This is a genomic window from Pseudomonas sp. GW822-FHT03F04 (assembly GCF_058801405.1).
This window is the reverse complement of record NZ_JBXANF010000008.1, coordinates 354678-376430: the sequence shown is the minus strand read 5'-3', so window position 1 is coordinate 376430 and position 21753 is coordinate 354678. Positions and strand designations below refer to the sequence as shown.

The 21753-nt window shown below is 61.2% G+C and carries 18 protein-coding genes; 9 read left to right on the top strand and 9 right to left on the bottom strand.

Annotation, left to right across the window (positions count from 1 at the left end; all coding sequences use genetic code 11):
• The coding region (locus tag AC1RMX_RS20915) for a DUF6531 domain-containing protein (protein WP_493072911.1) at window positions 1-1472 on the bottom strand (1472 nt) is incomplete at its 3' end.
• A 247-nt stretch (window positions 1473-1719) separates the two neighbouring features.
• Between AC1RMX_RS20915 and AC1RMX_RS20910 the strand changes: the two genes are divergently transcribed.
• Window positions 1720-2415 carry an HAD-IA family hydrolase gene (locus AC1RMX_RS20910; protein ID WP_493072909.1) on the top strand — a complete coding sequence of 232 codons (696 nt, stop codon included), beginning with the start codon at window positions 1720-1722 and terminating at the stop codon, window positions 2413-2415.
• 76 nt (window positions 2416-2491) lie between these two features.
• Here the strand turns inward: AC1RMX_RS20910 and AC1RMX_RS20905 are convergent, their stop codons facing one another.
• The gene (locus AC1RMX_RS20905) at window positions 2492-3238 is read right to left on the bottom strand and encodes a 3-oxoacyl-ACP reductase family protein (RefSeq protein WP_102622781.1); all 747 of its coding nucleotides are present in this window, start codon (window positions 3236-3238) and stop codon (window positions 2492-2494) included.
• A 125-nt stretch (window positions 3239-3363) separates the two neighbouring features.
• On the opposite strand from AC1RMX_RS20905, the gene AC1RMX_RS20900 reads away from it, so the two are divergent.
• The gene (locus AC1RMX_RS20900; protein ID WP_096822534.1) at window positions 3364-4305 is read left to right on the top strand and encodes a LysR family transcriptional regulator; all 942 of its coding nucleotides are present in this window, start codon (window positions 3364-3366) and stop codon (window positions 4303-4305) included.
• Here AC1RMX_RS20900 and AC1RMX_RS20895 read toward each other — a convergent pair.
• The 3 genes from AC1RMX_RS20895 to AC1RMX_RS20885 form a co-directional block, all read right to left on the bottom strand.
• Window positions 4274-5002: an aspartate/glutamate racemase family protein gene (locus tag AC1RMX_RS20895; protein WP_085711883.1), complete on the bottom strand. Its 729-nt coding sequence runs from the start codon at window positions 5000-5002 to the stop codon at window positions 4274-4276. The genes AC1RMX_RS20900 and AC1RMX_RS20895 overlap by 32 nt on opposite strands.
• A gap of 54 nt (window positions 5003-5056) precedes the next feature.
• Window positions 5057-6601 (bottom strand): NCS1 family nucleobase:cation symporter-1, encoded by a 1545-nt coding sequence (locus AC1RMX_RS20890; protein WP_102622783.1) that lies wholly within the window; start codon window positions 6599-6601, stop codon window positions 5057-5059.
• Between the two features lie 478 nt (window positions 6602-7079).
• Window positions 7080-7814, bottom strand: a complete 735-nt coding sequence (locus AC1RMX_RS20885) for a phosphoadenylyl-sulfate reductase (protein ID WP_007960132.1) — start codon at window positions 7812-7814, stop codon at window positions 7080-7082.
• Between the two features lie 162 nt (window positions 7815-7976).
• Here AC1RMX_RS20885 and thrH point away from each other — a divergent pair, with 162 nt between their 5' ends.
• The gene (thrH, locus tag AC1RMX_RS20880; protein WP_096822532.1) at window positions 7977-8594 is read left to right on the top strand and encodes a bifunctional phosphoserine phosphatase/homoserine phosphotransferase ThrH; all 618 of its coding nucleotides are present in this window, start codon (window positions 7977-7979) and stop codon (window positions 8592-8594) included.
• A gap of 41 nt (window positions 8595-8635) precedes the next feature.
• On the opposite strand, the gene pabB is transcribed toward thrH, so the two are convergent.
• The 4 genes from pabB to rloA form a co-directional block, all read right to left on the bottom strand.
• Window positions 8636-9979, bottom strand: coding sequence for an aminodeoxychorismate synthase component I (gene pabB, locus AC1RMX_RS20875; protein WP_493072908.1), 1344 nt, complete (start codon window positions 9977-9979; stop codon window positions 8636-8638).
• 108 nt (window positions 9980-10087) lie between these two features.
• On the bottom strand, window positions 10088-11074 hold the full coding sequence (locus tag AC1RMX_RS20870; protein WP_096822530.1) for an alpha-L-glutamate ligase-like protein: 987 nt from the start codon (window positions 11072-11074) through the stop codon (window positions 10088-10090).
• The gene (rloB, locus tag AC1RMX_RS20865; protein WP_096822529.1) at window positions 11074-12609 is read right to left on the bottom strand and encodes an osmotic stress tolerance membrane protein RloB; all 1536 of its coding nucleotides are present in this window, start codon (window positions 12607-12609) and stop codon (window positions 11074-11076) included. Before rloB ends, AC1RMX_RS20870 begins: the two co-directional genes overlap by 1 nt.
• 5 nt (window positions 12610-12614) lie before the next feature.
• Window positions 12615-13151, bottom strand: a complete 537-nt coding sequence (gene rloA, locus AC1RMX_RS20860) for a retropepsin-like aspartic peptidase RloA (RefSeq protein ID WP_096822528.1) — start codon at window positions 13149-13151, stop codon at window positions 12615-12617.
• Between the two features lie 298 nt (window positions 13152-13449).
• On the opposite strand from rloA, the gene AC1RMX_RS20855 reads away from it, so the two are divergent.
• The 6 genes from AC1RMX_RS20855 to prpD all read left to right on the top strand — a co-directional run bounded on the left by AC1RMX_RS20855 (window position 13450) and on the right by prpD (window position 21746).
• Complete coding sequence (locus AC1RMX_RS20855) at window positions 13450-14172, top strand: GntR family transcriptional regulator (protein ID WP_169432611.1); 723 nt, start codon at window positions 13450-13452, stop codon at window positions 14170-14172.
• Window positions 14169-15059 (top strand): methylisocitrate lyase, encoded by an 891-nt coding sequence (gene prpB / locus AC1RMX_RS20850; RefSeq protein ID WP_192560160.1) that lies wholly within the window; start codon window positions 14169-14171, stop codon window positions 15057-15059. Before AC1RMX_RS20855 ends, prpB begins: the two co-directional genes overlap by 4 nt.
• A 43-nt stretch (window positions 15060-15102) precedes the next feature.
• Window positions 15103-16230, top strand: coding sequence for a bifunctional 2-methylcitrate synthase/citrate synthase (gene prpC, locus AC1RMX_RS20845; protein ID WP_096822527.1), 1128 nt, complete (start codon window positions 15103-15105; stop codon window positions 16228-16230).
• A 61-nt stretch (window positions 16231-16291) separates the two neighbouring features.
• Window positions 16292-18886, top strand: coding sequence for a Fe/S-dependent 2-methylisocitrate dehydratase AcnD (acnD, locus tag AC1RMX_RS20840; protein WP_493072906.1), 2595 nt, complete (start codon window positions 16292-16294; stop codon window positions 18884-18886).
• 54 nt (window positions 18887-18940) lie between these two features.
• Window positions 18941-20143, top strand: a complete 1203-nt coding sequence (gene prpF, locus AC1RMX_RS20835) for a 2-methylaconitate cis-trans isomerase PrpF (RefSeq protein WP_493072905.1) — start codon at window positions 18941-18943, stop codon at window positions 20141-20143.
• A 118-nt stretch (window positions 20144-20261) separates the two neighbouring features.
• Window positions 20262-21746, top strand: coding sequence for a 2-methylcitrate dehydratase (gene prpD / locus AC1RMX_RS20830; RefSeq protein ID WP_102622612.1), 1485 nt, complete (start codon window positions 20262-20264; stop codon window positions 21744-21746).
• The last annotated feature ends 7 nt before the right edge of the window (window positions 21747-21753 follow it).

Genomic DNA, 21753 nt, shown 5'->3' with positions numbered 1-21753 from the left:
AACCCCAGCCCGACATCGATCTCGACCGCACTGGTGCGATACAACCGGCTGAACTCAAACGACAGCAACCCGTCGAGCACGCCATCGGTCAGCGTCAGCAGCTCTTCGCCAGTTACCATCGACACCGGACAACCGTTGGTGCAGGTCCTGGGCACACAGTCGGCACTGTCACCGTTGGGATTCTTCGCCTGAGCCGAAGCATCGTCGCGAGGCTCATGCCGCTCCATTCGCGTCGTGCGGTGTGACTTGTTACGTGCAATGGCCGCCGGATTGGGCACCGTCAGCACCAACGATTCGGCCGTGCGAATCTCCAGTGGAACCGCAGGTGTCGGCCGCAGCGGTGCCGGACGCGCATTGATCATCAGCGGTTTCAACGCGCCCGCATGCCGAGTCAGATCGGGTGCCGAAGTCAGCTCCGCCAAACGCAACGCCGACGCCGCCAGCCATTCCCGGGCACGCGGCGACTTGATCTTGCCGAGCACCTTGGCGCTCAACCGCAGCGGAACCCCCATGCCCGCTGACACGCGCATCAACAGAAAGCCGATCAGCAATTCGACCCGAACTTCAGCCACCACCTCGGCCAGATACTGCGGCGGCAGCATCTTCAGCCAACTGGTAAAAGCCGCCAGATGAATGAACAGCAACGGTTCGTCGCTGAGCATCAGCAGGCCATTGGCGATGGCCTCGGAGGAGGCCTCGAGCAAGGTTTCCAGCTCGAAGCTGGACAGGTATTGCAGAAGTTTTTCGCTGTTGGCCTGCAAGTCGGCGAGCAGGGCGAACAACTGTTTCACATCATCCCAGACGCCATTCAGCGCCGATTCGAAACCGCGCCAGTCGGCCTGCTGCAACTGACCGTAACGCTCCAGGAAACCCGCACTGGAAAACTCGGCCCATTGCGGTTGAAACCTGACCCATTCCTCACGCAACCATTTTTCCAGGCCATCGATGAGCCCCTGATACGAGGCATATAGCGTCTGGACATGCGCGGCGGAAACATCGGGAAAGAAGGTGATGCGATAACGCTGGCCCCGGTCGCAGTTGTCGACCTCGAGAATGCCGCTGGGGCCGATGGTGTAATGCTGCGGTTCCCCGAATTTCAGCACACCGTCGACATCGGAAATGACCGGTTCCAGGGTCACCGGCGTATCGCCGATCGGCACGAAGCGTGCGGCTTCGAACATGTGCACCAGTGTCAGGGAGCCGGTGGCGGAACACATGGCCACGGAGGAACTGATGGGTTTTCGGCTGCCAACCGGCGCACTGAGCCGGACATCGTTGCCGATCTGGAACACTTGCTCGACATCCAGCGCGGTTCCTGTCCAGAACTGCTCGGCCCAGCTTTCATAGTTGTTGAGGCAGAGGCGGAATTCCTGGAACAGCTTCTCGGCGTCGGGCTGGTCAGGGTTCAGCGCAGCGACTACCAGCAAACCAATGCTGTTGTTCAGGTACAGGAGCCGATCGGATGGAAGCATTCGCAGTCACTCGCGCGCATCAAGGGAATGGCGCGAAACTTTGCGGGGGATCAAACAGGAAAGAAGTCAGGCAAGTAGGCGATGTCTGTAGGGCAATTCTCTAAATGTGCCCGGCAACGTTCGGCGGACAACCGACATTGCCCGTTGCTCAACCTCGGCGGCGCTCGTTATGCTGCTGAACCCTTTAATCAGATCCGAGCAGCGGTATCTCATGCCGCCTGGGATGTTTTTGATAACGGATCCGATGATGAATGCACCGCTGAAGGCGTTCGGCCCGATCAAGGCCGTGATTTTCGATATGGACGGTTTGCTGCTGGACACCGAGGGCATCTACACCGAGGTCACCTCGCTGATTGCCGCGCGTTACGGGCGCACTTTCGACTGGAGCATCAAGCAGAACATCATCGGTCGCGGTGCAGGCGATCTGGCGCGCTACGTGGTCGAAGCGCTGGACCTGCCGATCACCGCCGAAGAGTTTCTGGTGATTCGCGAGCCGCTGATGCGCGAGCGTTTTCCGACTGCGCAAGCCATGCCGGGGGCCGAGGAACTGATCCGCCATCTCAAGGCGCACAACATTCCGATTGCCGTCGGTACCAGTTCGTCGCGCCAGTCGTTCGGTCAGAAAACCACGCTGCACCGTGATTGGTTCGCGTTGTTCGACTTCATCGTCACAGCGGATGACCCGGAAGTTGGCGCGGCCAAACCAGCACCGGACATTTTCCTCACCGCCGCTCGCCGTCTCGGTGTGGCACCGGAAGATTGCCTGGTGTTCGAGGATTCGCCGTTCGGCGTGACGGCAGCGAAAGCCGCGGGCATGACCGCCATCGCGATTCCCGATGCGGCCATGGCCGATGAAAAATACGCACACGCCGACGGGATTCTTCGTACGTTGAAAGCGTTCTCACCGAGTGCATGCGGGTTGCCGGCGCTGGACTGGGCCTGATCAAACCGCAGACAAAAAAACGCCGCCCCTCAGTTAAAGGAGGGGCGGCGTTTTTCGTTATCGACAATCTGATCAATCAGGCGCCGAAACCACCGTCGATGCTCAGGCTGGCACCGGTGATGTAACCGGCTTCCGGGCCTGCGAGGTAGGCGACGAAGCTGGCGATTTCCTCGGCTTTGCCGTAACGACCGACCGCCATCAGCGGAATCAGGCTTTCGGCAAAGTCACCGTGGGCCGGGTTCATGTCAGTGTCCACCGGGCCGGGCTGCACGTTGTTGATGGTGATGCCCCGTGGGCCGAGGTCGCGGGCCAGGCCTTTGGTCAGGCCGACCAGCGCGGATTTGCTCATCGCATACACGCCGCCACCAGCGAAGGGCATGCGGTCGGCGTTGGTGCTGCCGATGTTGATGATGCGTGAGCCTTCGCCCATGTGTCTGGCGGCTTCCTGACTGGCGATGAACACGCTGCGCACGTTGATTGCCAGGGTCTGGTCGAAGTCTTCCAGTTTGAAGTCTTCCAGCGGGGCGACGGCCAGCACACCAGCGTTGTTGACCAGGATGTCGAGGCGGCCAAAGGTTTCGACCGTCGCGTTCACGGCGTTGCGGATGGCGCTGGCGTCGGCGCTGTCAGCCTTGATAGCCAGGGCTTTGCCGCCGGTGGCGGTGATGCTGTTTTGCAGTTCTTCAGCCTTGGCAGCGGAGCTGACGTAAGTAAAGGCAACCGCGGCGCCTTCAGCGGCCAGGCGTTTGACGATGGCGGCACCGATGCCGCGAGAGCCGCCTTGAATCAGAGCGACTTTACCGCTGAGGTGTTGAGTGGTCATGTTCGATCTCCAGAAATTTCAAGGCAGGCTGCCTTGTTGTGGTGTCGAGTATCTGCCCCTCGCCCATAGGCGGGTAGACCGTGGTTGCTATAGTCTGTGTAAACCAAAAGTTTATAGTGGCGGCCATGGAAACCTTCAGCAGTATCGAATGCTTCGTGCGTAGCGCCGAAGTCGGCAGCTTTGCCGAGGCCGCGCGCCGCCTGAGCCTGACACCGGCCGCGGTGGGTAAAAGCGTGGCGAAACTGGAAGCGCGCCTCGGCGTGAGGCTGTTCCAGCGTAGCACCCGAAGATTGACCCTGACGGAAGCGGGGCAACTGTTTCTGAGTGAGGTCAGCGGCAGCCTGACCACCATCCAGAACGCGGTGAACAATCTGGCCAGTGCCGGTGGTCAACCGGCGGGAACGTTGAAGGTCAGCATGGGCACGGTGTTCGGCCGCTTGTACATCGTGCCGTTGCTGGGTGAGTTCCTGACAAGGTTTCCGGCGATCAACCCGGACTGGCACTTCGATAACCGCCAGGTCGATCTGATCGGCCAGGGTTTCGATGCGGCGATTGGCGGTGGCTTCGAGCTGCCACAAGGCGTGGTGGCGCGCAGGCTGACGCCGGCGCATCGGGTGTTGGTGGCTTCTGCGGATTATCTGGATCGGCACGCGCCGATCAGCGAACCGGACGATCTCAAGCTGCACGAGGGCATCCTGATCCGCTCACCGCAGACCGGTCGCGTGCGTTCCTGGCAGTTGACGCATCGCACCCAGCAGCACAGCCCGCTGACCCTCAAGGCGCGAATGACCATGAGCGATTCCGAAGCCGCCTGCGCCACGGCGGCGCAGGGGCTGGGGATTGCACTGGTCAGCATGCCGTTTGCCGTCAGTTATCTTGAGGCGGGAACGTTGCAGCGAGTCTTGCCCGACTGGTACGTCGACGACGGCAACATCTCCATCTATTACGCCGAACACAAACTGCTGCCGGGCAAGACCCGGGCGTTTGTCGACTTCATCATCGAGCAGTTTTCAGCCCAGGGTCTCGCAGAGCGGTTCAACGCGCAAAACGTGCTGGCCAGCCGATGATGGTTTTCGGCCGTGGCGTCGCATAGGTCCGCACCTTGGACGTCGACAGACCCAGGCGCACCAGCGATTCGGCGATGGTCACAGCGGCGGTGACGCCATCGATCACCGGCACGCCGGTACGCTGACGGATCTTCTCATCGAGCCCCGCCATGCCGCCGCAACCGAGACAGATCACTTCAGCTTTATCCTGAGTCACCGCCAGTTCCGCCTGATGCACGATCGCTTCCAGCGCTCGTTGCGGTTCGTGTTCCAGCTCAAGAACCGCCAAGCCACTGGCCCGCACCGAGGCGCAGCGATCCCACAGGCCGGACAGTTTCAGCCGATCCTCAATCAGCGGCACTGTGCGATCCAGCGTGGTGACCACCGAATAGGCATGGCCGAGGAACATCGCGGTGCTGGCCGCCGCATCGGTGATGTCTACCACCGGCACGTTGAGCAACTCCTGCAAACCTTCGCGACCATGTTCGCCGTAGCCGGCCTGGATCACAGCGTCGAACGGCTGGTCGTAGGACATCACCCGGTCCATCACGGCGATGGCGGCCAGGTAACTTTCGAAATTACCTTCCACCGAATCGGCGCCGAAGTACGGCGTGAGGCCGACGATCTCGGTGCCGGGGGAAGCCACAGCCTGTGCCGAGCGGGCGATGGCCTGAGTGATGGATTCGGTGGTGTTGACGTTGACCACGAGAATACGCATGGGAAGTCCTTATTACGGTTGGTTCTGCGGCCCCGCGAAGGGCCGCCAAAAGTTTCAGTGGCTGACGTTTTCGACGGCGATGGCTTCACCGTCCACATCGGCGTAGTGCGGTTGGCGTTTGGCGATGATCAGGTAGAGCATTCCGGCGATCCCGGCACCGATCAGCCAGGAGAAGGGCGAAACGCTGTGGAAGCCCGGCACCAATGCCAGGACGATGGCGATCAGCGCGGCCGGAATGAACGCTGCCACCGCCCGCAGATTGACCCCGCGGCTGTAGTAATACGCGCCGTTCGGGTCTTCGCTGTACAACTGCGGCACGTGGATCCGGCCTTTGCGGATCAGCCAGTAGTCGACCATGATCACGCCGTACAGCGGGCCGAGCAGGGCGCCGAGGCCGGACAGGAAGTACACGATCACCAGCGGGCTGTTGTAGAGATTCCACGGCAGGATCAGCACCGCAATCGTCGCGCTGATCAGCCCGGCGCGGCGGAAGGTCAGGTACTTCGGCGCCAGATTGCTGAGCACGAAGGCCGGGGCGACGAAGTTGGCCATGATGTTCACCGCCACGGTGACGATCAGGAACGCCAGGCAGCCGAGCACCAGAAAGAACGTGTTGGGGATCGAGGCGATGATTTCGGTCGGGCTTTCGATGATCCGGCCGTTGATCTGAAATTGCGCACCGCACAGCAGGACGGTGATCCCGGCGAACACCAGAATATTCACCGGCAGGCCCCAGAAGTTTCCGACCTTGATGGTTTTGCGGCACGGCGAAGAACGGGCGAAGTCGCAGAAGTTGAGGATCAGCGTGCCGTAGATCGCCAGCCACAAAGCGCCGCCGGCAAAGATATTGCGCCACATCTCGCCGCCGGTCAGCGGTTCGCGGATCGACCAGGCAATGGTCGCGTTGGCCTGGGTGTACATCCACGCGGCGAGGCAGGCGACGGTCAGCAGAATCACCGGCCCGGCGAAGGCTTCGTAGCGACGAACCATCTCCATGCCGTAGGCCAGAATCCCCAACTGCACGAACCAGATTGCCACGAAACACACCCAGCCCAGGCTCGACAGGCCGAGGATCGAGTTGTGGTCGTAGTCGGCGAAACCGGGGTGAACTGCCGTGAGCAACACGCGAAACACCACCGACGCCAGGTACGTCTGAATCCCGAACCAGGCGATGGCGATAATTGCCCGGATCAGCGCAGGAATCTGCGCCCCGTGGATACCGAAACTGATCCGGCTGATGACCGGAAACGGCACCCCGGTTTTCTGCCCCATGTAACCGGACAGGTTCATGAAGAAGTACACCAGCGCCGCGCCGATCCCCAGCGACAGCAGAATCTGCCAGCCGCCCAGACCCAGGGCGTACAGACCGATGGCAAACGAGTAGTTGGCGATGTTGTGCACATCGTTGGTCCACAGGGCAAAAATGCTGTATTTGCCCCAGCGACGTCCTTCGACCTTGGTCGGTGCGAGGTCACTGTTGTGCAGACGCGGGCTCAATTGCAGCGGTTCGGCGATGCCATCACCGGGCACGGTGTGATCGAGGGTTGAGGAGGAGGGCAGATTCAGCGCGATGTTGTTGTTCGAGAGACTCGTACGCATTCCGGCAGGCTCCTGATGTTCGGACCGCGATGACTGTGCATGAGCGCTCAGGCTCGGCAGATCTTCGTCGCAGCGGTGAAACATCACAGGTTAGGGGCATCTGCAGCCTGTACGGGATAGGGCGCTTCAGGCTTGCGGATCGAAAGTGTGGGTTCATGTTTTGCAGTTTTGTATACAAAACATGTATGCACTAAAGCCAGATCTGTGCCAGTCAGCGATCTATGAAAATCGCCGTTGATTTCGAATAGTTATTGAATAGCGCTAAGTCGCTGAAATTCAGGCGATATAAATTGACCGTTTGAACAGGTATTTATTTTTCGGAAGGGATTTTGGCGGACGCCGGAAGGGATCGCTTTGGGAGCGGGATGTAACTTTTCAGGGCGCAGAAATGAAAAGTGCACACATAAATGGCACCGATGGTGACATTCTTGTGTACACATTTTTCATGTCTGGCAGAGACAACTGTGGGTCGAACGGTTTACGCCTTGCTGATGATATTCCCGGCATGCAACCCGCATTCTTTCTGGGTCGCCTCTTCCCACCACCAGCGGCCTTCGCGCTCGTGCTGGTTTGGCAGCACAGGGCGGGTGCACGGTTCGCAGCCGATGCTGATGAATCCGCGCTCATGCAGGCTGTTGTACGGCAGCTCCAGCATGCGGATGTAGCCCCAGATTTCCTCGCTGGTCATCTGTGCCAGCGGGTTGAATTTGTACAGGGTGCGCTCCGGGGTGGAGAACGCTGTATCGATTTCCATCACCGCCACGGCGCTCCGGGTGCCAGGGCTCTGGTCGCGGCGCTGGCCGGTGGCCCAGGCCTTGACGCCGGACAGTTTGCGACGCAGCGGCTCGATCTTGCGGATGCCGCAGCACTCGCCATGGCCGTCCTTGTAGAAGCTGAACAGGCCTTTTTCCTTCACGAACGGTTCGAGTTTCGTGTAGTCCGGCGAGACCAGTTCGATGTCGATCTTGTAGTGCTCGCGCACCTGGTCGATGAACCGATAGGTTTCCGGGTGCAGACGGCCGGTGTCGAGACTGAACACCTTGACGTTCTTGTTCAGCTTCCAGGCCATGTCCACCAGCACCACATCCTCGGCGCCGCTGAAAGATATCCACAGGTCATCGCCGAACTCGGCGAACGCGAGCTTGAGGATGTCTTGCGCGGATTTGTTGGCATAGGTCGTGGCGAGTTCCACGACGTCGAACGTTGGGCTCATCAGGGCGGCTTCCTACAGGTCGGTGGCGCTGGGCGCTCTATATGGCGGCGATGTTAACAAAAAGCGGCGCAGGCCGGGGGCCACTCTGCGTTGCGTGGCCCGGAACGAGCCGCTAGAGTTCGGGCTCGCTCGACTCAATAAACATTACAAACGGAGTGTCCTGTGGAAATTGCCTGTCTTGATCTTGAAGGGGTGCTGGTACCGGAAATCTGGATCGCCTTCGCCGAAAAAACCGGAATCGAATCGCTCAAGGCCACCACCCGGGACATTCCCGACTACGACGTGCTGATGAAACAGCGCCTGCGCATCCTCGACGAGCATGGCCTCAAGCTTTCAGACATTCAGGAAGTGATCGCCACCCTCAAGCCGCTGGACGGTGCGGTGGAGTTCGTCAACTGGCTGCGCGAGCGGTTTCAGGTGGTGATTCTGTCGGACACGTTTTATGAGTTTTCCCAGCCGCTGATGCGTCAGCTGGGCTTCCCGACCTTGCTCTGCCACCGTCTGATTACTGACGAAAGCGGGCGGGTGACGAGCTATCAGTTGCGTCAGAAAGATCCGAAACGTCAGTCGGTCCTGGCCTTCAAAAGCTTGTATTACCGGGTGATTGCGGCGGGGGATTCCTACAACGACACCAGCATGCTGGGCGAAGCGGATGCGGGGATTCTGTTCCATGCGCCGGATAACGTGATTCGGGAATTCCCGCAGTTTCCGGCGGTGCACAGCTTTGGCGAATTGAAGCAGGAGTTTCTCAAGGCTTCGAATCGCGACTTGAGCCTGTAAGTCATGCTGTGGCGAGGGCGCAACCACCCTCGCCGCAAGCGTCAGAGGTTCTGCAAGGTTTCGAGCAGGACCCTGACCTTGGTGATCGACTCCTGATACTCCGCCTCCCAATCCGAGTCGGCCACAATCCCGCCACCGCCCCAGCAGCACACCTGTCCATCCTTCACCAGCAGGCTGCGAATGGCGATGGAACTGTCCATCTCGCCGCGCACGTCCAGGTACAGCAACGAGCCGCAATACAACCCACGTCGGGTCGGTTCCAGTTCGTCGATGATCTGCATCGCGCGGATTTTCGGCGCTCCGGTGATCGAGCCGCCGGGGAAGCTGCCGGCAATCAGGTCCAGGGCATCGCGATCATCCGCCAGTTCGCCGGTCACGCTGCTGACCAGGTGATGCACGTTCGGATAGCTTTCCAGGCTGAACAACTCCGGCACCCGCACCGAGCCGATTCGGCAGGTGCGGCCCAGGTCGTTGCGCAGCAGGTCGACGATCATCAGGTTTTCCGCGCGATCTTTGGGGCTGGCCAGCAGTTCGGCGGCGTTGGCGGCGTCTTCGGCCGGGGTCGCGCCTCGGGGGCGGGTGCCCTTGATCGGGCGGGTTTCCACCTGACGCTGGCTGACTTTGACGAAGCGCTCGGGCGACAGGCTCAGCACCGCATTGCCGTCGGGCAGGTTCTGGAATCCGGAAAACGGTGTCGGGCAGGCTTCGCGCAATTTGCAGTAGGCCAGCCATGGATCGCCCTGGCACGGCGCGCGAAAACGCTGGGCGAAATTGACCTGATAGCAGTCCCCGGCCTGGATGTATTGATGAATGCGTTCGAGTGCTTGGCGGTACTCATCGGCCGAGAGGTCGGCTGCCATCGGGCTGTTCAGCTTGAACGGGGTCAGCTTGCCGACTGCCGGTTGGCTGAACACATCGATCAGGCGTTGTTTTTCGCTAGCGCTGACCGACGGGTGAAACACCAACTGACTGGTGGCCTTGTGGTGATCACTGATTAAAGCCCAGTCGTACAGACCAAAACGCGCATCCGGCAGCTGCAGATCATCCAGCGCCTGACTCGGCATGTTTTCCAGATGCCGGCCGAAGTCGTAGCTCAGGTAACCGATCAATCCACCGGCGAACGGCAGTTCATAGGCGTCAGGCAATTGCGCGTCGCCCAATCGCGTCAGATTATCCCGCAGGCGTTGCAGGAAACTCTCGCCGCGCTCGTCCGGCAACACCGCCAGTTGTTCCAGCGGCCAGGCGCTGAGCAGGTCATAACGGCCACGGTCGGCACTCGGCCGGCCACTGTCGAGCAGCACGGCGCCGGGCGCATGGCGGACGGCCGCGAAATAGTCGGCGGGGTTGGCGCGGTAGGGCAGCGGGTGTACGGAACAGGTCAACATGGGCGGGGCAGATCGGCCATCGAGGCGGGGTGGGGATTGTAGTCCCCTCGGGGAATTGCTCCTAGAGGGGATGTCGGGGATTGGCAGATCGGAGGCAGGTAACGCGACTCAGCCCTCGACCGCCGGAATATGCCCAAACAACTCCTGAGCAAACGCCACGCGCTCTTCAACCGTTTCAGTCACGCCACGTGCCTTGAGGTCTTCCAGATGCGCTTCTACCGCATGGGTGCGCGAGGTCAGGCCGCAGTCGTTGGCAATCTGGATATTCAGCCCCGGTCGCGCATTCAGCTCGAGAATCAGCGGGCCTTTCTCCTGGTCCAGCACCATGTCCACGCCGATGTAGCCCAGCCCGCACAGCTCATAGCAACCGGCCGCGAGCCTCATGAAACCGTCCCAGTAGGGCAGTTGCACGCCGTCCACCGCGTTGGTGGTGTCCGGGTGTTTGGCGATGATGTTGTTCAGCCAGGTGCCGCGCAGGGTCAGACCGGTCGCCAGGTCGACCCCGACGCCGATGGCGCCCTGGTGCAGGTTGGCCTTGCCGCCGGACTGACGGGTCGGCAGGCGCAGCATGGCCATCACCGGGTAGCCCATCAGCACGATGATGCGGATGTCCGGCACGCCTTCGTAGCTGATGCTCTTGAAGATCTGGTCCGGGGTCACCCGGTATTCGATCAGCGCCCGGTCGCGGTGGCCGCCCAGCGAATACAGGCCGGTGAGGATGCTGGAGATGTGATGCTCGAGCTCTTCGTGAGTGAGGATCTTGCCCGATACCGTGCGATAGCGACCCTCGAAACGGTCTGCGATGACGATGATGCCGTCACCGCCGGCGCCCTGGGCCGGCTTGATCACGAAATCGCTGCGCCCGCCGATGATCTCGTCGAGATTGTCGATTTCCTTCTCCGTGGAAATCACGCCATACAGTTCCGGCACATGAATACCGGCCTTGATCGCGCGTTCCTTGGTGATGATCTTGTCATCGACGATCGGGTACAGGCTGCGCTTGTTGTACTTGAGCACGTAGTCCGCGTTACGCCGATTGATGCCCATGATGCCCCGGGCTTCCAGGGCCTTCCAGGTCTTCCAGAAACCGAACATCAGGCGTCAGCCTTCTTCAGGAAAGCCTTGAAGCGCACCAGTTCGGTCAGGCGATAACCGCGATAGCGACCCATGGCCAGCATGAAGCCCACCAGGATCAGCAGGATCGCCGGGAAGGTGAACACGAAGTACACCAGCTCCGGAACGGTCATGATCAGGTGCGCCAGGGACGCCGCGAACAGCGTGCCGATCGCCACTTTCAAGGCATGGCTGGCGCCGCGTTCTTCCCAGGTGATCGACAGGCGTTCGATGGTCATGGTCAGAATCACCATCGGGAACAGCGCCACCGACAGGCCGCGTTCCAGGCCGAGCTTGTGGCTGAACAGGCTGATCGCCGCGATCAGCACCACCACGAACGTCAACACCACTGACAGGCGCGGCAGCATTTGCAGCTTCAGGTGTTCCAGATACGAACGCAGCGACAGGCCCAGCGCCGTAATCACGGTAAACAGCAGGATGCCGAAGCCCAGCTGTGTTTCGCGGAAGGCCAGGGCGATCAGCACCGGAGTGAACGTGCCGAGGGTCTGCAGGCCGATCAGGTTGCGCAGGATCAGGATCACCAGCACGCCGATCGGGATCATCACCATGATCATGAACGTCTGCTGGGTTTGCAGCGGCAGGCCGTACAGCGAGTATTCGAGGAAGTTGGCGTCGGTGTTTTCGTCGGTCAGCTTGGCCAGACGAATCGCGTTCATCTCGCTGTTGTTCAGGCTGAAGGTCACGTTGGCTTTCTTGCCGCCGTCGACGGTGATCAGGTTTTCATCGCCGCTCCACCACAGCAGACGGTCGGTCGGCAGGCCTTGTTCGCCGGTTTCCGGGTTGAAGTACAGCCAGTCGGTGCCATTGAAGCTGCGCAGCCACAGTTCAGGGGTTTGCGGCTGATCGGCGACGAGGCGGATGGTGTGGACCTTTTCCACCGGCACGTGGGCGATGGACAGCAGCAGTTCGACGATTTTCGCCTTGTGCGGCGTCGACGGATCGCCCGCCAGCAGCAGTTTCACGTTGTCGTCGTTGACGTTGTTGACGCGTTTGATTGCCTCGCCAATAAAGGTTTCGACGTCGGCCGAGTGTTGGCGGATCGGCGCAAGCAGGGCTTCGGCGGCGATTTTTTCCGGGCCTTCGATGGCGATGCTGTCGCGGAAGGTCGGACCTTTGATCTTGGTTTTTTCAGCGGTGTAGCGCTTGGTCAGCACCAGACGGTAATAAAGGGTCTGGTTGCCCTTGGCCCGGCGCGCCGACCACGTGACCTTGCGGTTGCCGTCGACACGGTTGACCGCCACGCCGTAGTTGTTGGAGATAAAGCTTTCATTGAGGCTGACGTAATCGCGGCTCAGGGGCGGCACGAACATCTGGATCTTCACCGGATCCTTGGTGCTGGCGACGAACTCGACCTTGGCGTCGATGTTCCACAAGTCGTCGGTGGCGTCTTCGGTCACCGGGATGCCGAGCACGAAAATCTGATAGGCCGTAACCGAAACGCCCAGGAGCACCAGAATGGTGATCAGGATTTTCAGGTGGAAGGTTAGAGAACGCATGGAAATTACTCGGCGGTATGAGCGGCGATGGCGCAGGCGGGTTTGCCGGCAGCGTATTTAAGACTGGGATCGACCAGCGCATCGAAGCGTTTCAGCGCCTCGGAGCCGATCAAAAGCGGGTATTGGAACGCACTGCGGTCGGTCAGGTTCACTTCGATGCTGCGCATTGCCGTGCCCATGCAGATATCCAGCTCGATCACCGGGCGGGCGGTGTACTTCTTGCCTTCTTCCGGGTCGTAGTCGCCGGCGCGGCGCTTGATCTTGCTGACCCGGGCCAGCGGCCGTTCGATCGGGTGCGAATGCGCGGCGTCGATGGCCAGGTAGAAACGCACCCAGGACTCGCCGTTGCGCTTGAAGCGTTTGATGTCGCGAGCGCTCAGGGAGGCGGTTTTCGCCCCGGTGTCGAGTTTGGCCGCCACTTCCAGGTTGATCCCGTCGAGGGCGGCGTATTCGTTGAGGCCGTACACAGTCTTTTCCCCCGCCACAGCCAGGCTGGGCAGGCAAAACAGATAGAAAAAGGTGGGGAAGGGCTTGAGTCTCATAAATCCTGGCGAGCAGCGGTCCGTTCTCGGTTCAGGGCCACGGCGTCAGGAGATCCTGTCTGCGCGCGCCTTCGTGTGCCTATCAGCTTTTTATGACAAGCCGTGCAAGTGACCAGCAAATGCGGGCGGCATTCTAGCACGGTGGTTTTATGGCGCCAGCGCCCGAGCGGGTCTATAACCCTTGGGGTTGATGCTGGGGGTTATTAGACGATTGTCGACAATATCCATTTATCCTTTGACTGATGAAGGCTGATTCGCTAGTTTTTGCCGCATTGGTTTTCAAGGTGTCGACAATATGCTGGATCAACTCGATCCCCCGGTCATCAGCGGCGACGATTCGGAAACCCTGTCCGAAAACGTCTTCCGACGTATCCAGGCCGCCATCGTCAAAGGCGAGATCGCCCCGGGCAGCAAGATCTCCGAGCCGGAACTGGCGCGCACCTACGGCATCAGTCGCGGGCCGCTGCGCGAGGCAATTCACCGGCTCGAAGGCCAGCGCCTGCTGGTGCGCGTGCCGCACGTCGGTGCGCGGGTGGTGTCGCTGAGCCACGCCGAACTGCTCGAACTCTACGAAATCCGCGAATCCCTCGAAGGCATGGCCTGCCGTCTGGCGGCTGAACGCATGAGCGTCGAAGAAATCGACGAACTGCGCCGGGTGCTGGAAACCCACGAACGCGATGCCGCGTTCCAGGCCGGCGTCGGCTACTACCAGCAGGAAGGCGATTTCGACTTTCACTACCGGATCATCCAGGGCAGCGGCAACCGCACCCTGACCCAGATGCTCTGCGGCGAGCTCTATCAACTGGTGCGCATGTACCGCATTCAGTTCTCCACCACGCCCAACCGCCCGCGCCAGGCCTTTGCCGAACACCACCGGATTCTCGATGCCATCGCCGACCGTGACGGCGAACTCGCGGAATTGTTGATGCGCCGCCACATCGGCGCCTCGAAACGCAACATCGCCCGTCATTACCAGGACGGCGCCGACAATAAGACAGCCACTGAACGAGGTGAGTCATGAGTTCCAACAAGAGCACTCCAGGCCAGCGTTTCCGCGATGCGGTCGCCAGCGAACATCCGTTGCAAGTGGTCGGCGCGATCAACGCCAACCACGCGCTGCTGGCCAAGCGCGCCGGTTTCAAGGCGATTTACCTCTCGGGTGGCGGGGTAGCCGCCGGTTCCCTCGGCGTGCCGGACCTGGGCATCACCGGCCTGGATGACGTGCTGACCGACGTGCGCCGCATCACCGATGTCTGCGACCTGCCGCTGCTGGTGGACGTGGACACCGGTTTCGGCGCCTCGGCGTTCAACGTGGCCCGCACCGTGAAGTCGATGATCAAGTTCGGCGCCGCGGCGATCCACATCGAAGACCAGGTCGGCGCCAAACGCTGCGGCCACCGTCCAAACAAAGAGATCGTCACCCAGCAGGAAATGGTCGACCGCATCAAGGCTGCCGTCGATGCCCGCACCGACGACAGCTTCGTGATCATGGCTCGCACCGATGCGCTGGCCGTTGAAGGTCTGGAGTCGGCACTGGATCGCGCCGCTGCGTGCATCGAGGCCGGCGCCGACATGATCTTCCCGGAAGCCATCACGGAACTGGACATGTACAAGCTGTTCGCCAACCGCGTGAAAGTGCCGATCCTGGCCAACATCACCGAGTTCGGCTCGACGCCGCTGTACACCACCGAGCAGTTGGCCGGTGCCGATGTGTCGCTGGTGCTGTACCCGCTGTCGGCGTTCCGCGCGATGAACAAGGCCGCGGAAAACGTCTACACCGCGATCCGCCGCGACGGCACCCAGCAGAATGTCATCGACACCATGCAGACTCGCATGGAGCTCTACGATCGCATCGATTACCACACCTTCGAGCAGAAGCTCGACGCGTTGTTTGCGGCGAAGAAGTAAGCCGCAACCGTACTCCCTAACAAATTCAAGATTGGAGACAACAATGGCCGAAGCAAAAGTACTCAGTGGCGCCGGGCTCCGGGGCCAGGTTGCCGGGCAAACCGCACTGTCCACCGTGGGCCAGGCCGGTGCCGGGCTGACCTATCGCGGCTACGACGTGCGCGAACTGGCGGCAGACGCACAATTTGAAGAAGTCGCGTACCTGCTGCTCTACGGAGAACTGCCGACCAAGGCACAACTCGCTGACTACCAGAGCAAACTGAGCAAGCTGCGCGACCTGCCGCAAGCGCTGAAAGAAGTGCTGGAACGCATCCCCGCCGACGCCCATCCGATGGACGTGATGCGCACCGGTTGCTCGTTCCTTGGCAACATCGAGCCGGAGAAGGATTTCTCCGAGCAACGCGACAAGACCGACCGCCTGCTGGCCGCGTTCCCGGCGATCATGTGCTACTGGTATCGCTTCAGCCACGACGGCAAACGCATCAACTGCGTGACGGACGAGCCGTCCATCGGCGGTCACTTCCTGCATCTGCTGCACGACAAGAAGCCGAGCGAGCTGCACGTCAAGGTGATGAACGTGTCGCTGATCCTCTACGCCGAACACGAGTTCAACGCTTCGACCTTCACCGCTCGGGTGTGCGCTTCGACCCTGTCCGACCTGTATTCCTGCGTCACGGCGGCCATCGGTTCGCTGCGCGGCCCGCTGCACGGCGGTGCCAACGAAGCGGCGATGGAAATGATCGAGCGTTTCTCGTCGCCGGAAGAGGCGATCAAAGGCACCCTCGGCATGCTCGAGCGCAAGGACAAGATCATGGGCTTCGGCCACGCGATCTATAAGGACAGCGATCCACGCAACGAGGTGATCAAGGGCTGGTCGAAAAAACTCGCCGACGAAGTGGGCGACAAGGTGTTGTTCGCGGTTTCGGAAGCCATCGACAAGACCATGTGGGAGCAAAAGAAACTGTTCCCCAACGCCGACTTCTACCATGCCTCGGCGTACCACTTCATGGGCATCCCGACCAAGCTGTTCACCCCGATCTTCGTCTGCTCGCGCCTGACCGGCTGGGCAGCGCACGTGTTCGAACAGCGCGCCAACAACCGCATCATCCGTCCAAGCGCCGAGTATGTCGGCGTCGAACAGCGCAAGTTCGTGCCAATCGAACAGCGCTGACCGGGGAGGGCGCCGGTACAGGCGCCCCCTCTTTGAAACTACCGTGACCGAGTCCTGACCGATGAACACAGAATTTCGCAAGAACCTGCCCGGCACGCCGCTGGACTTTTTCGACGTCCGCGCGGCTGTCGATGCGATCCAGCCCGGCAGCTACGACACCCTGCCGTACACCTCTCGCGTGCTGGCGGAAAACCTCGTGCGTCGCTGCGACCCGGCCACGCTCACTGATTCCCTGAAGCAACTGATCGAGCGCAAACGCGACCTCGACTTCCCGTGGTTCCCGGCCCGCGTGGTGTGCCACGACATTCTTGGCCAGACCGCGCTGGTGGATCTGGCCGGCTTGCGCGACGCGATTGCCCAGCAGGGCGGCGACCCGGCGCAGGTCAACCCGGTGGTGCCGACGCAACTGATCGTCGACCACTCGCTGGCGGTGGAAGCGGGCGGTTTTGACAAGCAGGCGTTCGAGAAGAACCGCGCCATCGAAGACCGTCGCAACGAAGACCGTTTCCACTTCATCAACTGGACCAAGAAGGCGTTCAAGAACGTCGACGTGATCCCGCCGGGCAACGGCATCATGCACCAGATCAACCTGGAGAAAATGTCTCCGGTGATTCAGGTGCGCGACGGCGTGGCGTTCCCGGACACCTGCGTCGGCACCGACAGCCACACCCCGCATGTCGATGCGCTGGGCGTGATTGCCATTGGTGTCGGTGGTCTCGAAGCCGAGAGCGTGATGCTCGGCCGCGCGTCGTGGATGCGCCTGCCGGAAAGCGTCGGCGTCGAACTGACCGGCAAGCTGCAACCGGGCATCACCGCCACCGACATGGTGCTGGCGTTGACCGAGTACCTGCGCAAACAAAAAGTGGTCGGCGCGTGGCTGGAGTTCTTCGGCGAAGGCGCTTCCGCGCTGACCCTCGGCGACCGCGCGACCATCTCCAACATGGCCCCGGAATACGGCGCCACGGCGGCGATGTTCTACATCGACCAGCAGACCATCGACTACCTGAAACTCACTGGTCGCGAAGACCAGCAAGTGCAGCTCGTCGAGCAATACGCCAAGCAGATCGGTCTGTGGGCTGACAGCCTGAAAGGCGCGCAATACGAGCGCGGCCTGACCTTCGATCTGTCCTCGGTAGTGCGCAACATGGCCGGCCCGAGCAACCCGCACGCCCGTGTGGCGGTGTCGGATCTGGCGGCCAAAGGCATCGCCGGTCAGTGGGAAGACGTGCCGGGGCAAATGCCCGACGGCGCGGTAATCATCGCCGCCATCACCAGCTGCACCAACACCAGCAACCCGCGCAACGTGATCGCCGCCGGCCTGCTGGCGCGCAACGCCAACCAGCTCGGGCTGACCCGCAAACCCTGGGTCAAGTCGTCGCTGGCGCCGGGCTCGAAAACCGTGGCGCTGTACCTCGATGAAGCGGGGCTGACCACGGAGCTGGAGCAACTCGGTTTCGGCGTCGTCGCCTTTGCCTGCACCACCTGTAACGGTATGTCCGGCGCGCTGGATCCGGTGATTCAACAAGAGATCATCGACCGCGACCTGTATGCGACCGCTGTGCTGTCCGGCAACCGCAACTTCGACGGCCGGATTCACCCGTACGCCAAGCAAGCGTTCCTCGCGTCGCCGCCGCTGGTGGTGGCCTACGCGATTGCCGGCACCATCCGTTTCGACATTGAAAAAGACGTGCTCGGCGTGGTCGACGGCAAGGAAATCCGTCTGAAGGACATCTGGCCGAGCGACGAAGAAATCGACGCGGTGGTGAAGTCCTCGGTGAAGCCGGAGCAGTTCCGTCAGGTCTACATTCCGATGTTCGCCATCCATGAAGACACCGGCCCGAAAGTCACCCCGCTTTACGACTGGCGCGAAATGAGCACCTACATCCGCCGTCCGCCGTACTGGGAAGGCGCGCTGGCCGGGGCACGTCCGCTCAAAGGCATGCGCCCGCTGGCGGTGCTGCCGGACAACATCACCACCGATCACCTGTCACCGTCGAACGCGATCATGCTCGACAGCGCCGCCGGCGAATACCTGGCGAAAATGGGCCTGCCGGAAGAGGACTTCAACTCTTACGCGACCCACCGTGGCGACCACTTGACCGCGCAGCGCGCGACGTTTGCCAACCCGAAACTGTTCAACGAAATGGTCGTGGAAAACGGCAAGGTCAAACAGGGTTCGCTGGCGCGTGTGGAGCCGGAAGGCAAAGTGATGCGCATGTGGGAAGCCATCGAAACCTACATGGAGCGCAAGCAGCCGCTGATCATCATCGCCGGCGCCGACTACGGCCAGGGTTCGTCCCGTGACTGGGCAGCCAAAGGCGTGCGTCTGGCGGGAGTGGAAGCGATTGCCGCCGAAGGTTTCGAGCGCATTCACCGCACCAACCTGGTGGGCATGGGCGTGTTGCCACTGGAATTCAAACCCGGCACCGACCGCAAGACCCTGGGCATCGACGGCAGCGAAACCTACGACGTGATCGGCGAGCGCAAGCCACGCGCTGACCTGACGCTGGTGATCCATCGCAAGAACGGCGAACGCGTCGAAGTGCCGGTGACCTGCCGCCTCGACACCGCTGAAGAAGTGTCGATCTACGAGGCCGGCGGCGTGCTGCAACGCTTCGCCCAGGACTTCCTCGAAGAGTCGGCGGTTGCCGTTTAAATCAATCGATGTGGGTATGGGACTTCAAGTCCCATGCTTTCGTTAAGGAGCACCATGGCTCACGCACCGCAAATCGCCCCCCAAATCAAAATCGCCGCCACCTACATGCGCGGCGGCACCAGCAAAGGCGTGTTTTTCAGTCTCAAGGATCTGCCCGAAGCGGCGCAGATTCCCGGCCCGACCCGCGATGCGCTGTTGCTGCGGGTAATCGGCAGCCCCGACCCGTACGACAAACAGATCGACGGCATGGGCGGCGCCACGTCCAGCACCAGCAAAACCGTGATCCTGTCGAAAAGCATCAAGGCCGATCACGACGTCGATTACCTGTTCGGTCAGGTGTCCATCGACAAGCCGTTCGTGGACTGGAGCGGCAACTGCGGCAACCTGTCGGCGGCGGTCGGTTCGTTCGCCATCAGCAACGGTCTGGTGGACGCCAGCCGCATTCCGCACAACGGCGTGGCGGTGGTTCGCGTGTGGCAGGCCAATATCGGCAAAACGATCATTGCCCACGTGCCGATCACCAACGGCGAAGTCCAGGAAACCGGTGATTTCGAACTCGATGGCGTGACCTTTCCGGCCGCCGAAGTACAGGTCGAATTCATGGACCCGGCGGCGGAAGAAGAGGGCGGCGGTGGCTCGATGTTCCCCACCGGCAACCTGATCGATGAGCTGGAAGTGCCGGGTGTCGGTACGTTCAAGGCGACCATGATCAACGCGGGTATCCCGACGATCTTCGTCAATGCCGAAGACATCGGTTACACCGGCACCGAACTGCAGAGCGCGATCAACAGCGATCCGAAAGCCTTGCAGATGTTCGAGACCATTCGTGCCTACGGTGCGTTGCGCATGGGGCTGATCAGCAATCTGGATGAAGCGGCTAAGCGTCAGCACACGCCGAAAGTGGCCTTCGTCGCCAAACCTGCGGATTACGTGGCGTCCAGTGGCAAGGCGATAGCCGCCGGGGATGTGGATTTGTTGGTGCGGGCGTTGTCGATGGGCAAGCTGCACCACGCGATGATGGGAACCGCCGCAGTGGCGATCGGCACCGCCGCAGCCATTTCCGGCACCTTGGTGAATCTGGCGGCCGGCGGCGTTGAACGCAATGCCGTGCGGTTCGGGCATCCGTCCGGGACGTTGCGCGTGGGGGCTGAGGCCAGCCTTGAAAACGGCGAATGGGTTGTGAAGAAAGCGATCATGAGCCGTAGTGCGCGGGTACTGATGGAAGGTTTCGTCCGCGTGCCTGGAGATTCGTTCTAACGCACAGTCGCTGAGAGCGAACCTGATCGCTCTCAGCGCTTTACACATTTCAATAACAAGAAAAATTAGCCCTGAACCGAGGTCCCATCAACGAACCACTTTCAAGAGTGAATCGAACATGAGCGCCAACGTCGACCTGAACAACCGCCCCGACTACGACCGTGTCCTGCAGGACATCGCCGATTACGTCCTCACCTACAAGATCGAATCTGCCGAAGCCCTCGACACCGCCCGCAACTGCCTGATGGACACGCTGGGCTGCGGCCTGCTGGCCCTGCGTTTCCCCGAATGCACCAAACACCTTGGCCCCATCGTTGAAGGCACTGTCGTGCCGTTCGGCGCGCGAGTCCCCGGCACCTCCTATCGCCTCGACCCGGTAAAAGCCGCGTGGGACATCGGCTGCATCGTGCGCTGGCTGGATTACAACGACACCTGGCTCGCCGCCGAATGGGGGCATCCGTCGGACAACCTCGGCGGGATTCTTGCGGTGGCCGATCACTTGTCGCAAAAGCGTCTGGCCAATGGCGAGGCGCCGCTGACGGTGCGTGATGTGCTCGAAGCAATGATCATGGCCCACGAGATTCAGGGCGTGATCGCGCTGGAAAACTCCTTCAACCGTGTAGGCCTCGACCACGTGATTCTGGTGAAAGTGGCTTCAACGGCGGTTGTCGCCAAACTCATGGGTGCCAATCGCGAGCAACTGTTGTCGGCGTTGTCCCACGCGTTCGCCGACGGTCAGGCGTTGCGCACTTACCGCCATGCGCCGAATGCCGGTTCACGTAAATCCTGGGCGGCGGGGGATGCGTCCAGTCGTGGCGTGCGTCTGGCGGATATCGCGATGCGTGGCGAAATGGGCATTCCCGGCGTGTTGACGGCCAAACAGTGGGGTTTCTACGACGTGCTGTTCAGCCACACCAATAACGACCTGGCGCTCAAGCCTGAAGACAAACGCGCCTTCAGCTTCTCGCGACCCTTCGGCAGTTACGTAATGGAAAACGTGCTGTTCAAGATCAGCTTCCCCGCCGAATTCCACGCGCAAACTGCCTGCGAAGCCGCCGTGACCCTGCATCCGCAGGTGCGCAATCGTCTGCATGAAATCGATCGGATCGTCATCACCACCCACGAATCGGCGATCCGCATCATTTCCAAGGTCGGGCCGCTGGCCAACGCCGCCGACCGCGACCACTGCATCCAGTACATGACTGCCGTGCCGCTGGCGTTCGGCAATCTGGTGGCGGAGCAGTACGAGGACGATTTCCACGCGGCGCATCCGGTCATCGATGTGCTGCGCGAAAAAATGGTCATCGTCGAAGAGCCGCGTTTCACCCGTGAATACCTCGAAGCCGACAAACGCTCGATTGCCAACGCGGTGCAGGTGTTTTTCAAGGACGGTTCCAGCACGGAGAACGTGGTGGTGGAATACCCGATCGGTCACCGTCGGCGCCGGGCCGAGGGCATTCCGTTGTTGGAGGACAAGTTCAGGGCGAACCTGGCCACGCGTTTCACCGGCCAGCGCAGCGCCGAGATCCTTGCGCTGTGCAAGGATCAGGCGCGACTTGAGGCGACGCCGGTCAACCGTTTTGTCGACCTGTTCGTGATCTGAATCGCCG

Coding starts and splice junctions, on each gene's coding strand:
- prpB (WP_192560160.1), top strand. CDS start 14,169: ATGAGTTCCAACAAGAGCACTCCAGGCCAGCGTTTCCGCGATGCGGTC.
- AC1RMX_RS20890 (WP_102622783.1), bottom strand. CDS start 6,601: ATGCGTACGAGTCTCTCGAACAACAACATCGCGCTGAATCTGCCCTCC.
- pabB (WP_493072908.1), bottom strand. CDS start 9,979: ATGTTGACCTGTTCCGTACACCCGCTGCCCTACCGCGCCAACCCCGCC.
- prpD (WP_102622612.1), top strand. CDS start 20,262: ATGAGCGCCAACGTCGACCTGAACAACCGCCCCGACTACGACCGTGTC.
- acnD (WP_493072906.1), top strand. CDS start 16,292: ATGAACACAGAATTTCGCAAGAACCTGCCCGGCACGCCGCTGGACTTT.
- prpC (WP_096822527.1), top strand. CDS start 15,103: ATGGCCGAAGCAAAAGTACTCAGTGGCGCCGGGCTCCGGGGCCAGGTT.
- rloA (WP_096822528.1), bottom strand. CDS start 13,151: ATGAGACTCAAGCCCTTCCCCACCTTTTTCTATCTGTTTTGCCTGCCC.
- AC1RMX_RS20905 (WP_102622781.1), bottom strand. CDS start 3,238: ATGACCACTCAACACCTCAGCGGTAAAGTCGCTCTGATTCAAGGCGGC.
- AC1RMX_RS20900 (WP_096822534.1), top strand. CDS start 3,364: ATGGAAACCTTCAGCAGTATCGAATGCTTCGTGCGTAGCGCCGAAGTC.
- prpF (WP_493072905.1), top strand. CDS start 18,941: ATGGCTCACGCACCGCAAATCGCCCCCCAAATCAAAATCGCCGCCACC.
- AC1RMX_RS20910 (WP_493072909.1), top strand. CDS start 1,720: ATGAATGCACCGCTGAAGGCGTTCGGCCCGATCAAGGCCGTGATTTTC.
- AC1RMX_RS20885 (WP_007960132.1), bottom strand. CDS start 7,814: ATGAGCCCAACGTTCGACGTCGTGGAACTCGCCACGACCTATGCCAAC.
- AC1RMX_RS20870 (WP_096822530.1), bottom strand. CDS start 11,074: ATGTTCGGTTTCTGGAAGACCTGGAAGGCCCTGGAAGCCCGGGGCATC.
- rloB (WP_096822529.1), bottom strand. CDS start 12,609: ATGCGTTCTCTAACCTTCCACCTGAAAATCCTGATCACCATTCTGGTG.
- AC1RMX_RS20895 (WP_085711883.1), bottom strand. CDS start 5,002: ATGCGTATTCTCGTGGTCAACGTCAACACCACCGAATCCATCACTCAG.